Annotated in this window: 14 protein-coding genes; 3 read left to right on the top strand and 11 right to left on the bottom strand. The window is 63.7% G+C overall.

All coding sequences use genetic code 11. The features are described 5' to 3' along the window. Positions 1-17: 17 nt before the first annotated feature. A complete protein-coding gene (locus IOC61_RS16435; RefSeq protein WP_195689814.1) occupies positions 18-563 on the bottom strand; it encodes a hypothetical protein in 546 nt (181 codons plus the stop codon). Positions 564-567: 4 nt separating this feature from the next. Next, complete coding sequence (locus IOC61_RS16430; RefSeq protein WP_195689813.1) at positions 568-948, bottom strand: c-type cytochrome; 381 nt, start codon at positions 946-948, stop codon at positions 568-570. Positions 949-1264: 316 nt separating this feature from the next. On the opposite strand from IOC61_RS16430, the gene IOC61_RS16425 reads away from it, so the two are divergent. After that, the gene (locus tag IOC61_RS16425) at positions 1265-2974 is read left to right on the top strand and encodes a sigma-54-dependent Fis family transcriptional regulator (protein ID WP_195689812.1); all 1710 of its coding nucleotides are present in this window, start codon (positions 1265-1267) and stop codon (positions 2972-2974) included. 34 nt (positions 2975-3008) lie between these two features. On the opposite strand, the gene IOC61_RS16420 is transcribed toward IOC61_RS16425, so the two are convergent. From IOC61_RS16420 to IOC61_RS16380, 9 genes are all read right to left on the bottom strand, one after another. After that, the gene (locus IOC61_RS16420) at positions 3009-3851 is read right to left on the bottom strand and encodes a 3-keto-5-aminohexanoate cleavage protein (protein ID WP_195689811.1); all 843 of its coding nucleotides are present in this window, start codon (positions 3849-3851) and stop codon (positions 3009-3011) included. A gap of 160 nt (positions 3852-4011) precedes the next feature. Continuing rightward, positions 4012-4644, bottom strand: a complete 633-nt coding sequence (pcaG, locus tag IOC61_RS16415; protein WP_195689810.1) for a protocatechuate 3,4-dioxygenase subunit alpha — start codon at positions 4642-4644, stop codon at positions 4012-4014. 13 nt (positions 4645-4657) lie between these two features. Then, the gene (gene pcaH, locus IOC61_RS16410; RefSeq protein ID WP_195689809.1) at positions 4658-5386 is read right to left on the bottom strand and encodes a protocatechuate 3,4-dioxygenase subunit beta; all 729 of its coding nucleotides are present in this window, start codon (positions 5384-5386) and stop codon (positions 4658-4660) included. A 99-nt stretch (positions 5387-5485) separates the two neighbouring features. Continuing rightward, positions 5486-6400 carry a pca operon transcription factor PcaQ gene (gene pcaQ, locus IOC61_RS16405; protein WP_132041967.1) on the bottom strand — a complete coding sequence of 305 codons (915 nt, stop codon included), beginning with the start codon at positions 6398-6400 and terminating at the stop codon, positions 5486-5488. 95 nt (positions 6401-6495) lie between these two features. Continuing rightward, positions 6496-7674: an alpha/beta fold hydrolase gene (locus IOC61_RS16400; RefSeq protein WP_195689808.1), complete on the bottom strand. Its 1179-nt coding sequence runs from the start codon at positions 7672-7674 to the stop codon at positions 6496-6498. A gap of 13 nt (positions 7675-7687) precedes the next feature. After that, positions 7688-8890 carry a 3-oxoadipyl-CoA thiolase gene (gene pcaF / locus IOC61_RS16395; protein ID WP_195689807.1) on the bottom strand — a complete coding sequence of 401 codons (1203 nt, stop codon included), beginning with the start codon at positions 8888-8890 and terminating at the stop codon, positions 7688-7690. Between the two features lie 18 nt (positions 8891-8908). Continuing rightward, positions 8909-9676 carry a CoA-transferase subunit beta gene (locus IOC61_RS16390; protein ID WP_311430307.1) on the bottom strand — a complete coding sequence of 256 codons (768 nt, stop codon included), beginning with the start codon at positions 9674-9676 and terminating at the stop codon, positions 8909-8911. A 20-nt stretch (positions 9677-9696) separates the two neighbouring features. After that, entirely contained in the window at positions 9697-10527 is an 831-nt protein-coding gene (locus IOC61_RS16385; protein ID WP_195689805.1) for a CoA transferase subunit A, read from the bottom strand. 175 nt (positions 10528-10702) lie between these two features. Continuing rightward, positions 10703-12046: a class-II fumarase/aspartase family protein gene (locus tag IOC61_RS16380; protein ID WP_195689804.1), complete on the bottom strand. Its 1344-nt coding sequence runs from the start codon at positions 12044-12046 to the stop codon at positions 10703-10705. Positions 12047-12216: 170 nt separating this feature from the next. On the opposite strand from IOC61_RS16380, the gene IOC61_RS16375 reads away from it, so the two are divergent. Then, entirely contained in the window at positions 12217-13002 is a 786-nt protein-coding gene (locus tag IOC61_RS16375; protein WP_195689803.1) for an IclR family transcriptional regulator domain-containing protein, read from the top strand. Between the two features lie 18 nt (positions 13003-13020). Then, entirely contained in the window at positions 13021-13968 is a 948-nt protein-coding gene (locus tag IOC61_RS16370) for an AEC family transporter (protein WP_195689802.1), read from the top strand.

The following is a 13968-nucleotide window of genomic DNA, read 5'->3' as shown; positions in this document are numbered from 1 at the left end:
TTATTGTGATCGGGGGCTTACAGCCGAACCAGGAAGCTCAGCTCGGTGGCACTGACGGACTCACCGTACGGACGCCTGATGTCTTGGCGATGGCGCGCGCTACCCGAGGCCGTTGCCAGGCGGGCATATTCACGCCCCAGTGCGGCTTGCCAGCTGCCCGCATCTACCGCCAACGGCGCCGCGATGGGACCGCGATGGCTCAGCAGGCGATGCTGTCCCGCGTCATGTCGCCCCAACGCCAGCACTCGGCCGCGACCGGCCAGTAGACTGGTCAGCAGTACCAGGCCCGCCTCATCGGTAAATCCAGTCGCCAGCGTGCCGGCGGGCTGTGCATTCAGCGCTAACGGGTCGAGACGACCTTCATAGCGCGGCGTCCAGCCCTGCTGACGCAACCCCTGACCTAGCTCGGTCGTGGAGCGATCGACGCCGAAGAGGCTGATCGAGCCATGTGCCGGATCATCAGCAAGGCCGACATCGGAGGCCCAGGCGGCCCCCAGCGAGAGCGGCACGGAGGCGCCCAACAGCAGGCCATTCTTCATGAGTTGTCGCCGTGTCAGCTTCATGGCGCTACTCCTCGCTATCCGCGGCGGGCGCCAGATCGCCGCCCATCAATGCCTGAATCAGCGCCTCCAGCTCAGGGTCGCTGATCTTGGCTTCGCGGAAGGACGGCATGGCGGCTCGGCCGTTGCGTACCGTCATACGGATATAGTTTCCACGCGCCTCATGGGCCACTTCGGGGAATGCCATGGTGATCGGAGCCACCTTGTTGGCGACGTCCGTTTCGTGGCAGTGGGAACAGACCTGCCGGTAGACTTCGGCGGGTTCACGCATATCGGTTTCACTCTCTGCCGCCGCCACGGAGGGGAGCAGCAGAGAGCCGAACAGGGTCAGTGCCCCGATCGTCACTGGGGAGAGGCGCCGGGAAAGCACCCTTGTTATGTTTTTCATGGTCAATGTCACCCGTCTGGTCGTTATGGGCTTGCCGTCGATAGAGCCTCCAACACCCTAGACTTTAGTCTAATCAAAAGGTTATCAGCGGACTCCAGCCCTATTTACCTGTCAAGAACCGTGCCGAAACTGTAAAACCATGGGTAATCAAGACATTAGGCGAATTACACGCAAACATTCATTCGCAATACGAACATACGTTCGCTAATATCGGTTAACCATTTGCTCATCATTGCCTAAATCATCACCCCAGGGCGTCACCTCCTGATACTGCCTGGGTGATATCCTGGCATTGCGACTTGTCGACGAGTGACTCATGACTGCCAGCACTCCCCAGTACCCCAGCGCCCGCGACCTGATGGACGCCCTGCGTTTCCTTCCGGAGGAGGGGCAGGTCTGGTTGGGCGAGCAACGCATGTTGCTGATGTCGCTGCAGGCGTCGGCGTTCTTTCGTAATGAGCTGGTGTCCACCCTGGGAGCGGAGCGCGCCCGTGGCGTCTTCATCCGCCTGGGCTACTACTCCGGCCTGCAGGATGCCGAGCTCGGCGAGTCACTGCGCGGCAGGCAACTGGGGCTGCACGACAGCTTCCTGGCTGGCCCACAGCTTCACGCGCTGCTGGGCCACGTCAAGGCAGTACCAGGCCAGCTGGATATCGATCTGGAAGCCGGCCGGTTCTACAGCGAGTTCATCTGGCAGGGCTCGTTCGAGGTTGAGGTGTGGCGTTCTCGTGGCGTACAGAGCGCGCCGGTGTGCTGGACGCTACTGGGGTACGCCTCGGGTTATGCCACCCAGCTGCTGGGACGCGAGGTGCAGTATCGAGAAGTGGAGTGCCTGGGCTGCGGCGACGCCCGGTGCCGGATCATCGGCAAGCTGGCCGAGGAGTGGTCCGACCATGAGGCCTTCTCCTCCCTCCTGCGTGAAGCCCCACTGATCGATGAGCTTTACGAGCTGCAGGCGCGGGTTGCGACCCTGGAGGGAGACCTCACCCATCAGCGGCCCGACGATGACTGGGGTCCCATCGGTTCGGCACCCGCCTTTCGAGAAATGTTGACGATGCTCGACAGTGCAGCCGTCTCGGAAGTGCCGGTGTTGCTGCTCGGAGAGACCGGCACCGGCAAGGAGATCCTGGCTCGGCGCCTTCACGAACAGAGCCTGCGTGCCAAGGGCCCCTTTGTCGCCGTCAACTGCGCCGCCATTCCGCCGGAACTGATCGAGTCTGAGCTATTTGGTGTCGAGAAGGGAGCCTATACCGGCGCGGTACAGTCACGCCTCGGTCGCTTCGAGCGGGCCCACGGCGGCACCCTGTTCCTCGACGAGCTGGCCGAGCTTTCTCCCCGTGCCCAGGCCGCCCTGCTCCGTGCCCTGCAGGAGCACCAGATCGAACGTGTCGGTGGCCAGGACGTGAGGGAGGTAGATGTGCGGGTAGTCGCGGCCACCCACAACGATCTGCACCAGCGGGTCGCGGAGGGAGCCTTCCGGCGTGACCTGTTCTTTCGACTCAATGCCTTTACGCTGACGGTACCGCCCCTGCGCGACCGTCTCGAGGATATTCCCACTCTGGCCGACCACTTCCTCGCCAGCTGCGAGCACCACTATCAGCGCCGCACCTTGGGCTTCTCCGACCAGGCCCGCTCGGCCATGGCTCAGTACACCTGGCCCGGCAACGTGCGTGAATTGAAGAACACCATCGAACGTGGAGTGATTCTCACCGCCGACCAGAAACATATCACCGAACGGGCACTGTTCGGCGACTACCGAGTCCCCACGCTGCAAAAGGAGAAGGGGCAAGGACTCAACGACCGGGGCCGACTCGAGGCGCCGACAGAGATCCCTGACTCGGAGGACACACCCCGGCAACATATCCAGGCCCTGTTCGATGCCGGGCTGACCCTCGAGGATATCGAGCGAGAGGTGCTGATCGCGGCCCAGGAGGAAAGCGAGGGCAATATTGCCGCCGCCGCCCGCCGGCTGGGCATGACACGCCCCGCCTACGCCTACCGTTTGAAGAAGTACGACCTACGCTGAGGTCGGGCCGGGCATCGTTATCACCGGTTCATTTTCAGGGCGACCCTGAAGGCATTGAAAGTCCAAGAATCTCGCGGGCCTGTTGCCAGGTCGCCACCGGACGCTCATACCTCTCGCACAGCGCCACCGCACGCTCGACCAGGGCCGCATTTGAGGAGGCGAGGCTATCGCGATCGAGACGCACGTTGTCCTCGAGCCCGGTGCGGGTATGACCGCCGGCGGCGATCGACCACTCGTTGAGCAGGTACTGGTTGGCACCGATGCCGGCACCACACCACTGGGCGTCGGGCGCCAGCCGCTTGAGGGTCTCGATATAGAAATCGAAGGTGGGCTTGTCCGCCGGCATGGCATTCTTTACCCCCATCACGAACTGCACATAGAGCGGCGCCTTGAGCTTGCCCTGCTTGGAGAGGCTCACCGCCTGGTGGATATGCGACAGATCAAAGGCCTCGATCTCGGGCTTGATGTCATACTTGAGCATCTCATCGGCGAGCCAGTCGACCAGCTGCGGCGGGTTATCGTAGACGCGATTGGGGAAGTTGTTGGAGCCCACCGAGAGGCTGGCCATATCGGGCTTGAGCGGCAGCATGCCGCCGCGCTCCTCGCCGGCCCCTGAACGACCACCGGTGGAGAGCTGCACGATCATGCCAGGGCAGTGCTTGTTCAGCCCCTCCAGCAGGCGACCAAACTTCTCCGGGTCGGAGCTGGGCGTCTGGTCGTCGTTGCGCACATGACAGTGGGCGATGGTAGCGCCGGCCTCGAAGGCCGCCTGGGTGCTCTCGATCTGCTCCGTGACGGTGATCGGCACGGCGGGGTTGTTTTCCTTGCGCGGCAGGCTGCCGGTGATCGCAACACAGATAATGCAGGGTTTGGACATGGTGACCTCTTTTTCTTATATCGAAAGTGCATGGGGGGCAGTGTTGGAAGGGGGAACCGTTCCCCCTCTAGGCTAGTGGCCGGCGCCATAGACACCAGCGCCGCCCCCGAAAGAGCGGCGTCACTGATCGGGTCACGGCAGAATGGACAAGTCGTTCCGATCAGAAGTCGAAGAAGACCGTTTCACCCTCGCCCTGCAGGCGAATGTCGAGGCGATAGCGCACCTTGCCGTCGACCTCTTCACGCTTGGCAATAAGGGTCTGGCGACGTGCCGGCGACTCGATGCGCGACAGCACCGGACACGCGGCGTTGGCCTCGGCCTCATCATCGAAGTAGAGGCGAGTCTGCAGCTGGATATTGATGCCGCGGGCAAAGATCGCCAGGTTGATGTGCGGCGCCTGGGACTGACCACTGGCGTGAGCCACGGGGCCCGGTTTGACGGTAGTCAGTGACCACTCGCTGCCATGATCAAAGGTGGTGGCGGTTCTTCCGAAGCTGTTGAACGGCTTCTCAAGGTCGAATTCCGGCTGATACTCGCCGTTGCTATCGGCCTGCCAGGCCTCGATAAAGGCATCGCGGACCAGATCGCCATTGCCATCGATCACGGTGCCGACCACCTCGATATGCTCACCCTCGACCTCGGGGCGAGCCATCTCGTTCCAGATCTCCTCGTCGCGGGTCGGGTTGCCGGCGGCGGCCAGGGCCAGGCCGATATGCACGTAGGGGCCGGCGGTCTGGGAGGCGGTCTCACGCAGCATCAGTTCGCTGGTGGGTCGGGAATTCGGCTGGTTCATCTCGTCACCCCTGTTACTGATTTTCGAAGTAGGTCTGCAGTTCGCCGCGTACCACCAGGTCGAAGCGATAGGCCAGGCAGTCCATGGGCTTGCTGCGGGCCATGTCCAAGCGACCTATCATGGTCTCCACGGCTTCGGGGTCCTTGAGGGTGTGGACGATGGGACACAGCGGGATCAGCGGGTCGCCCTCGAAGTACATCTGGGTGATGAGGCGCGTGGAGATCGAGGGGCCCATCACCGACACGTGAATATGCGAGGGGCGCCAGCTGTTGGGATCGTTGGGCCAGGGGTAGGGGCCCGGCTTGATGGTGCGAAAGCGATACCAGCCCTGCTCATCGGTCAGGGTGCGCCCCACACCACCGAAGCTGGGGTCCAGCGGCGCCAGGTAGCTATCATTTCGGTGGCGGTAGCGACCACCGGCGTTGGCCTGCCACATCTCCACCAGAGTATGAGGAACCGGCTTGCCGAACTGGTCGACCACGCGGCCGAACATGATGATGCGCTCGCCCTGGGGTAGCCCCTGGTTCTGGTCCTGACGAAAGTTCAGCAGCAGGTCATTATCGTGTGGGCCCATTCGCAGTTGACGAAAGTCGGGGCCGGAAAGCTCCGATACCGTAGGCCTCTGCATGCTGACCAGAGCCTGCTGCGGTGACCGGGCAACGGAGGTCTTGTACCCCGGGGCATAGGCCGGCGGGTGCCAGTTGCGGTCGCGCTCGACGAATCGCTTGCTGTCGTATTGCATTTCATTCCTCTCAGGGGAGATTACATTGACCCAGATCAGTCTGACGGTAGTCACACGGGCTGCCAATTGACACCTTGGGCCCCACCCATAACTCAGGGGTTATGGGGTGCCCGATGCCACTCCTCGCAGCGTCTCACAGAATGTCTCCAGCGCCAGCGAGGGCGCCAGGCTGGTATTGATGCATAACCCCACCGATCCCCCTCGCTCCTCCAGGGGCAAGGCCAGCTCGGCAAGCACTCCCGCGTCGACCGCCTCACATGCGGCCTCCTCCGGTGCCACCCAGACGGCATCGCTCCCCTGAACGTAGTGTTGGCCGATTGGAAGGGAAAGCGTCTCGAGTTGGCTCGTCGGCAGCTCCAAACCATGACGTACGAAGAAGCTGTCCACCCGCTGGCGTAGCGTGGTCTGAGGGGGCGGCAGCACCCAGGGGAAGCGCATCAACTGATGTGGTTCCAGATGAGCCTTGTCGGCGAGCGGGTGTCCGCTTCGTACCACCAGAACCAGGCGTTGGTAGAAGAGGTGCTCGAAGGAGAGATCGAGGATCTCCCGCGCCTCGGTCATGCGCCCCACCACCAGGTCCAGCTCACCACGGCGCAACCGAGAGAGCAGGAAGGCGCTGGGGCCGGTGACTACACTGACCCCGCTCTCTCCCTCCATGCTCGCCTGCCAACGCAGGATCGCCTCCGGCAGCAACCGGCTCTCCACCGTGGAGAGAGCCCCGACACGCAACCAGCTGCCGGCATGTTCCTCGCCTAGCGCACCCACTCCCTCTTCCAGGGCACGCAGCGCCGGGCCGGCATGCCTCAGCAGGGTCAGGCCGGCCTCTGTCAGGGAGACGCCACGGGGGGTCCGTTCGAAGAGGCTGGCATCGGTGATCTCCTCGAGCTCCCGAATGGTCTTGGAGACTCCCGGCTGAGTGATCGACATCCGCTCGGCGGCCCGGGCAAAGCTTCGCTGGCGAGCCACCTCCAGGAAGGCCTGGATATGACGGAGCTTGATCCGCGCATTGAGCACATCAGACCTCCTGTTATCGAGATGGCGACCTTACGGTATTGCCACATGCCATACGCTGGGCAACACGCCGGCCTGATATCGAAGCAGACCGGGGGTCACTCCGCCGTTTCGCCCCACCCCAGCTCCTTGGCCAGTGCAAAGGCGTGGTTGGCCGCCGGCACGCCGCCATAGATGGCCACATGCATCAGCACCTGGCGCAACTCCGACTCGGATAGTCCGATACGCTTCGCCGTCTTGAGGTGCAGGGTCAGTTCTTCACGCCCCAGGGCAGCAAGGATGCCGGTGGTGATCATGCTGCGCTCGCGACGGGTCAGGTCCTCGTTGCTCCACAACTCCCCCCAGGCCAGGCGGGTGATCATCTGCTGGAAGGGTGCGTCCAGGCTGTTGGCATTCGCGGTGGAGCGTGCCACATGCTCCTCGCCCAGTACCTGTTTGCGAGTAGCGAGACCGGTGGCATAGTCGACGCCTCTGGAGCCCACGTCCCCCAGGTCCACGGCCAGCACCGCCAGCAGCTTCTCGGCAAACAGCTCCGGAACCTCCACGGAGGGCACATGACCCACACCATCGAGGATCTCCAGAGGAGCGCCATCGAGCTCTTCGGCCAGGGCCTCGAGAGTCGCCGGCGGGGTGGCCAGGTCCTCGCTTCCACCCAGCAGCTGTACCTTGACCCCCTTCCCCGACAGCTTGCCGGTGAAGGTGTCGCGACCCAGCATCTCGCAGAGCTTGGCGTAGGCCTCGTCGTCACCGCGCCCCATCTGGGTGCACCAGCCCGCCTTGAGGGCCGGCTCTGCCTCGAAGCAGGCGGGGGCGAACCAGCGCGGGACGATCTCCTCGGACATCGCCGCCAGTCCCTCCTGGCGCACCCGGCCGGCTCGGGTGTTCCACAGCTCGTCGTTGCCGATCACGGCTCCGGTGTTGGTCAGGGTGGCGGTAAGCAGGCGCTCTGCATGTTCGGCGATCAGCTGCTGGCCCACCGCACCTCCGATGGAGGTGCCGGCATAGTGGAAACGCTCGGCGCCGGCATGGCTAGCCAGAGCCAGAACCTCTTCGGCGAGTGCGGCAGGCGTGATGGCCCCTTCTCCCCAGGCCTGGCTGGCCCCATGGCCGGGCAGGTCCCAGGTCAGCACGCGATAGCGCGGCAGCAGCATCGGCAGCACGTCATCCCATACCGCCTGACTCATGCCCAGCGGATGGGCCAGCACGACCAGCGGGTTGGCCTTGGGGCCTAATAGACGATAGGCGACGCTGCGCCCGTTGATAGTCAGAAATGCCATATAAAGCCTCCTGTCATACCCGTTCGATCAGGGTCGCAATGCCCTGGCCCACGCCCACGCACATGGTGCATAGCGCGTAGCGCTTGCCGCTCTTCTGCAGCTCATGGGCGGCGGTCAGCAACAGGCGCGCACCGGACATGCCCAGCGGGTGCCCCAGGGCGATGGCACCACCGTTGGGATTGACCCGCGGGTCATCGTCGGCAATTCCCAGGTCGCGCATGCAGGCCAACGCCTGGGCGGCGAAGGCCTCGTTGAGCTCGATCACCTCGATCTCATCGAGGGTCACGCCGGTGCGCTCGAGCAGGCGGTTGACCGCCGGCACCGGACCATAGCCCATGATGCGCGGCTCGACACCGGCGGTGGCCATGCCGAGAATCTTCGCCATGGGCGTCAGTCCATGCCGCTCGACTGCGGCGGCACTTGCCACCAGCATGGCGGCGGCGCCGTCGTTGACACCGGAGGCATTGCCGGCGGTAACGCTGCCATCCTCACGAAAGGGAGTCGGCAGGCCGGAAAGCTTCTCGAGGCTGGTCGCGCGCAGATGCTCATCCTGGTCGAAGATCAGCGGCTCCTGCTTGCGGCGCGGGATCTCGATGGCGGTAATCTCTTCCTGGAACCGCCCGGCCTGCTGTGCCGCGGCGGCCTTCTGCTGGGAGCGCAGGGCGAAGGCATCCTGGTCCTCACGGGAGATGCTGAACTGCTCGGCCACGTTCTCGGCGGTCTCGGGCATGGAGTCCACGCCATAGGCCCTCTTCATCTGAGGGTTGATGAAGCGCCAGCCGATGGTGGTGTCCTCGATCTTCTGCCCCCGGGAGAAGGCGCTGTCGGCCTTGCCCATCACATAGGGAGCGCGGGACATGGACTCCACGCCACCGGCCAGGGCCAGGTCCATCTCGCCGGCCTTGATGGCACGGAAGGCCGTGCCCACGGCATCCATGCCGGAGCCGCACAGGCGGTTCAGGGTGGTGCCCGGCACCGAGGTCGGCAGGCCCGCCAGCAACGCGGACATGCGTGCCACATTGCGGTTGTCCTCACCGGCCTGGTTGGCACAGCCCATGAAGACCTCTTCGATGGCGGCAGGCTCAAGGCCCGGCGCCTCGGCCAATACCGCCTTGAAGATGGTGGCGGCCATGTCGTCGGGGCGCACGCTTGCCAGGGTACCGCCGAAGCGGCCCACGGCGGTGCGGCGTGGATGACAGAGGAATACGTCGGTCATGTGACTCTCCTGATCGGCTTACTGGCCGGCATGGGCTCGTTCGGTACGCGCTTTCAGCTCGCGCAGGATCTCGAGCTCCTTCTCGCTGGGCTCGGGGGTGCTCTCGAGCACCTCGGCGAAGCGAATCTCCCAGCCGGTGGCTTCCTGGACCTGCTCGGCGGTGACTCCCGGATGGAGCGAGACCACGACCAATTCTCTGGTCTCGGGGTCGGGCTTCATCACACAGAGGTCGGTAATCACCCGAGTCGGCCCCTTGCCGATATTGGGTACGCCGTCACGGCCCTTGCCGTCGCGGCCGAAGCCCAGCGTGGTGACGAAGTCGACCTCGTCCACGAAGGCACGCTTGGAGTGCTTCAGGGTGATAAACACTTCACCGGCATTCGTTGCGATCTCCGGCGCCCCCCCGCCACCCGGCAGGCGTACCTTCGGCTCTCGGTAGTCGCCGATCAGGGTAGTGTTGAGGTTGCAGTAGCGATCGATCTGGGCGGTGCCTAGAAAACCCACATCGATCTTGCCGCCCTGCAGCCAGTAGCGAAACATCTCCGGCACCGCCACGGTGGTCAGGGCCGTCTCGGCCAGCTCGCCGTCGCCGATGGAGAGCGGCAACACATCTGGCTTGGTCTGCAGGGTCCCGGACTCATAGATCAGCACCACGTCAGGGGCGTGGGTCAGGCGCGCCAGGTTGGCTGCCTCTGAGGGCAGGCCAATGCCAACGAAGCAGGTGGTGCCGTTCTCCAGGGCACGGGCCGCAGTCACTGTCATCATCTCGGAAGAGGTGTAGTCCAGACGCTTATCGGCGGCACTCATCAGGCGTTTCCTCCTGCGTTCATGACATTCTCTTCGATCCAGGCCGTGAAGGTGTCGCGATCCCTGGCGATGGCATCCCACTCCTTGTAGAAGGCGTTGTTGCGCGGGTAGTAACCATGGGCATAGGAGGGCAGCGAGCCCCGCTCGGCCACGGCGATGGCGTCGATGGCCCAGCCGGGAAGGATACAGGCGTTGGGATGGTAGCCCGGCTCGCTGCGCAGATCCTCCACGACCTCCTCGACGGTGACGATACTCTTCCTGGCGGCCAGCACCGCCTCCTTCTGGACGCCGACGATGCCTTCCACCAGCACGTTGCCGGCGCGATCGGCCTTCTGAGCATGCACGATGGAGACGTCCGGACGCACCGAGGGTACCGCGGCCAGCCGCTCGCCGGTAAAGGGGCACTCGATAAACTTGATCTGGTCATTGACGCTCGGCAGTTCACTGCCTACATAGCCGCGCAACACGGCCAGGGGCAGCCCCGCCGCACCGGCCTCGAAGGCGCAGGCCATGGCGGCATGGCTATGCTCGAGAATCTCGACCTTGTGGGGCCAGCCCTTTTCTACCGCGTCACGCAGGCGATGCAGGGAGCCCACCCCGGGGTTACCGCCCCAGGAGAAGATCACCTTCTTGGCGCAGCCGGCGCCGATCAGCTGGTCATAGACCAGATCGGGCGTCATGCGGATCAGGGTCAGGTCACGTTTCTTCTGGCGGATCACTTCGTGGCCCGCGGCGAAGGGAATCAGATGGGTAAAGCCCTCCATGGCCACGGTAGCGCCGTCCTCGACGTAACGCGCCACCGCATCATGCAGGCTCAGGAACTCAGCCATGGGTTTTCTCCTGGCGGTTTCTCTTGCTAAAGTTCGCCAAGCGAACTTTGATTTGTGATACGAACAATCTACTCCGCCATTACCCATATCGTCAATTTGGCTACCATTTAAATCACACGAGGGAGGCACTGCCTCCCTCATAGATAACGATTATTTTCCATTTATTTTCATAAACTTAACCATCAATCAACCAGTTCCTGGCACGCTGTACCTGATCCCTGCTGCTACCAAGGTACAAGGCGGGATTCGTTGCCCGGGCGACCGTCTCGGCTTCCAGTCGACCCTGGACCTCGGGGTGGCAATTAATGGCGTCGGCATAGGCAGTGCCTTGAAGACGCGCTGTTTCGGCGGCCTCGGCACTGATCCGCTTGGCAACATCGGGCCCCAAGGTCGGCGCCAGCAGCTTGGCGACCGGCTCAGCCATGATGCCCCCACCCGTTACCGCCAGATTGCGCCGCATCGCCTCGGGATGCACCTCCAGGCCCTCGAGCAGCACTGCCGCCTGCTCCAGCGCCCCCTCCAGCAACAGGGCGCTATCGATCAGCGGTGACCATTCGGCATGCCACTCTCCCAGCCCCCGTTCCAGCGGCTGGGCGGCGGCGTTGAGCAACACCGTGGTATGACCATGCACCTGGCGGGCCGCACCGCGAATCAACGCGCAGCGCACTGGATTGCGCTTGTGGGGCATGGAGGAGGACTCCCCCATGCCTGGAGCCGAAGGCTCGGCGACCTCGCCGACCTCTGTCTGGGTCAGCAGCGACACATCCAGGGCTAGTTTCTCGGCGGCTCCGGCCACCGCATCCAGGGCGGTACCCAAGGCGTGGACTGGTTGACGGTCGGTATGCCAGGGCAGTATTGAAACATCGAGCCCCAGCCGTCCTGCGAGGGCATCCATAAAGGCGAGCCCCAGATTGTCCCCGCCAGCCCCTTCCAAACCGGAGTGCACGCCCACTGCCCCGCCGAACTGTACCGGTAGTTCGATTGCCGCCAGACGGCGACGCGCCTGTTCCAGCCCGACCGCCCAGTGGGCCACCTTGACCCCGAAGGTGATCGGCAGCGCCTGTTGCATCAGCGTTCGTCCCACCATCACCGTGCCGGCATGGGTCTCCATCAGCGAGATGGCGGCACTGCGGCATCGCACCAGCAGAGACTCCAACGCCGCCAGGCGCGGCTTGAGCAGCAGCATCAAGGCGCTATCTACCACGTCCTGACTGGTGGCTCCCTGATGGAAGTAGCGCCTGAGGTCATCGGGCAGTGCCGACCGTGCCTGCTTGACGAAGGGAATGGCCGCATTGCCACCGCTGGCGATGCCGGCAGCGATCGCCTCGCTATCGAAGACATGCGCCTCGAGGCTCTCGCGCATGGAACGGCTGGCACGGACTGGCACGGCACCGCGGGCCTCCTGAACCTCGGCGAGGCCCAGCTCGAAGGCCAGCATGGCCTCCACCATGGCCTGGGCATTGCACTGGCTCAGTGCGGTTTGGCTCATAAAGGGGTGCTGCAGCAGGGAGGCAGGCATAGTGGTCTCTCGATATCGTTCGGATCGGGTCTGTTCGGAATAGGCCCTGGCCGATATAGCCTGGCCAATCGACTAAAGCCCAACCACGCACACATGTTCGCGATTCGAACATTATGCTAGATTGGAGATCGACCTCGAGCAACCCAGCATGGCGCATGGATGGAGCGAATATGACACCCAAGGAAGACGTGCTAAGCCCCGACGACCGCGACTTTGTCACCGCCCTGGCCAGCGGGCTGGAGGTAATCCTGGCCTTCGACGATGCTCACCCCCGCATGACGCTCAGCGAGGTCGCCGCGCGTACCGGCATGAACCGCGCCCGCGCCCGGCGCTTCCTGCTGACCCTCCATGCCCTGGGCTATATCAGCAAGCAGGGGCGAAACTTCGAACTGGCCCCCAGGGTACTGCAACTCGGCTACGCCTTTCTGTCCAGCAACAACTACCGCAGCGTGATCCAGCAGGTGCTCGAAGATATCACCCAGCAGTGCGGTGAATCCTCCTCGCTGGGTGTACTCGACGGAGAGGCGATAACTTACGTCGCCCGATCCTCTTCACCACATCGACTGATGGCCATCACGCTCTCGGTAGGTACCCGGCTGCCCGCGGCCCATACCTCGATGGGCCGTGTGCTGCTGGCCCAGCTACCCGAGGCGGAGCTGGATGCCTGGCTCGCCCGAGTCACGCTGGAGAAACATACCGACAAGACCATCACCGACAAGGGAGAACTGAAGCGCTGTATCCTCGAGGTTCGCCGCCTGGGCTACGCCATCGCCGACCAGGAGCTCGACTCCGGGCTACGCTCACTGGCGGTTCCCGCCTTCGATGCCAATGGCAAGCTACTGGGCGCCATCAATATCAGCACCAATGCCGCCCGTATCGATCACGACACCCTGATACAAGAGTATCTGCCGCTGCTACAGCAGAAGGCGCAAGAGATTCGCACTACCATCAGCTGATCTGCCAAGGAAGGCCTCATGCTGGAGATTCTGACGATCACGCTTCCGATCTTTATCTTGATCGGTGCCGGCTTCCTGGCGGCGTTTTCCGAAGTGCTGAGTCGCGACAATATGCAGGGCATCGCCACCTTCGTGATGTTCTTCGCGCTGCCCTCGCTGCTGATTCGAGCCCTGACCGCCACCCCGCTCGAAGAAGCCTTGAATATCGGCTACCTGCTGGCCTATGGCCTTGGATCGTTACTGGTTTTCGCCGTGGGGATCGCCCTGGCGCGCTGGCGCGGCCATGCGCTGGATGCCGCGGCCATTCACGCCCTGGGCATGTCGGCGGCCAATAGCGGCTTTATCGGCTATCCGGTTGCGGTGATGGTCATCGGCCCACCGGCGGCGATCTTCATGGCGCTGAACATGGTCGTGGAAACCCTGCTGATCATTCCTATGGCCCTCACCCTGGCTGAGGCCAGCCGTCATGATGGGGGAGGGCTCACCCAGATAGTGCGCAAGACACTCGTCAGGCTCTCCCGTAACCCGGTATTGATCGGCCTGCTGACAGGCATGGTGCTGGCCCTGACCGGCTGGCAGCTGCCCACCCCACTTGCCAAGGCCATCGATATGCTCGCCGAGGCGGCTGGGCCGGCTGCCTTGTTCACCATCGGTGGCATGCTGCATGGCCTGAAGGTGCGTGGCATGGCGGCCAATATGGGGCAGATAGTGATCGGCAAGCTGCTGCTGCACCCCCTGGCGGTGCTGGCCTTCTTGCTACTGCTTCCCGAGCCAGACCCGATGATGATTGCGGGCGGCCTGCTGTTCGCCTGCGCGCCGATGATCAGCGTCTATCCGCTGTTCGGCAAGCAGTTCGACCAGGGCGATACCAGTGCCGCCGCACTGATGGTCGGCACCCTGGCCTCCTTCCTCACCATCAGCCTGTCGATCTGGCTGCTGACCCAGGTCGGCCTGCTGCCCATCTAG

The sequence above is a fragment of the Halomonas sp. KAO genome, assembly GCF_015595025.1.
Taxonomy (GTDB): domain Bacteria; phylum Pseudomonadota; class Gammaproteobacteria; order Pseudomonadales; family Halomonadaceae; genus Halomonas.
Note: the sequence above shows the minus strand (reverse complement) of the source record. Positions and strands in the feature narration are given on the sequence as shown.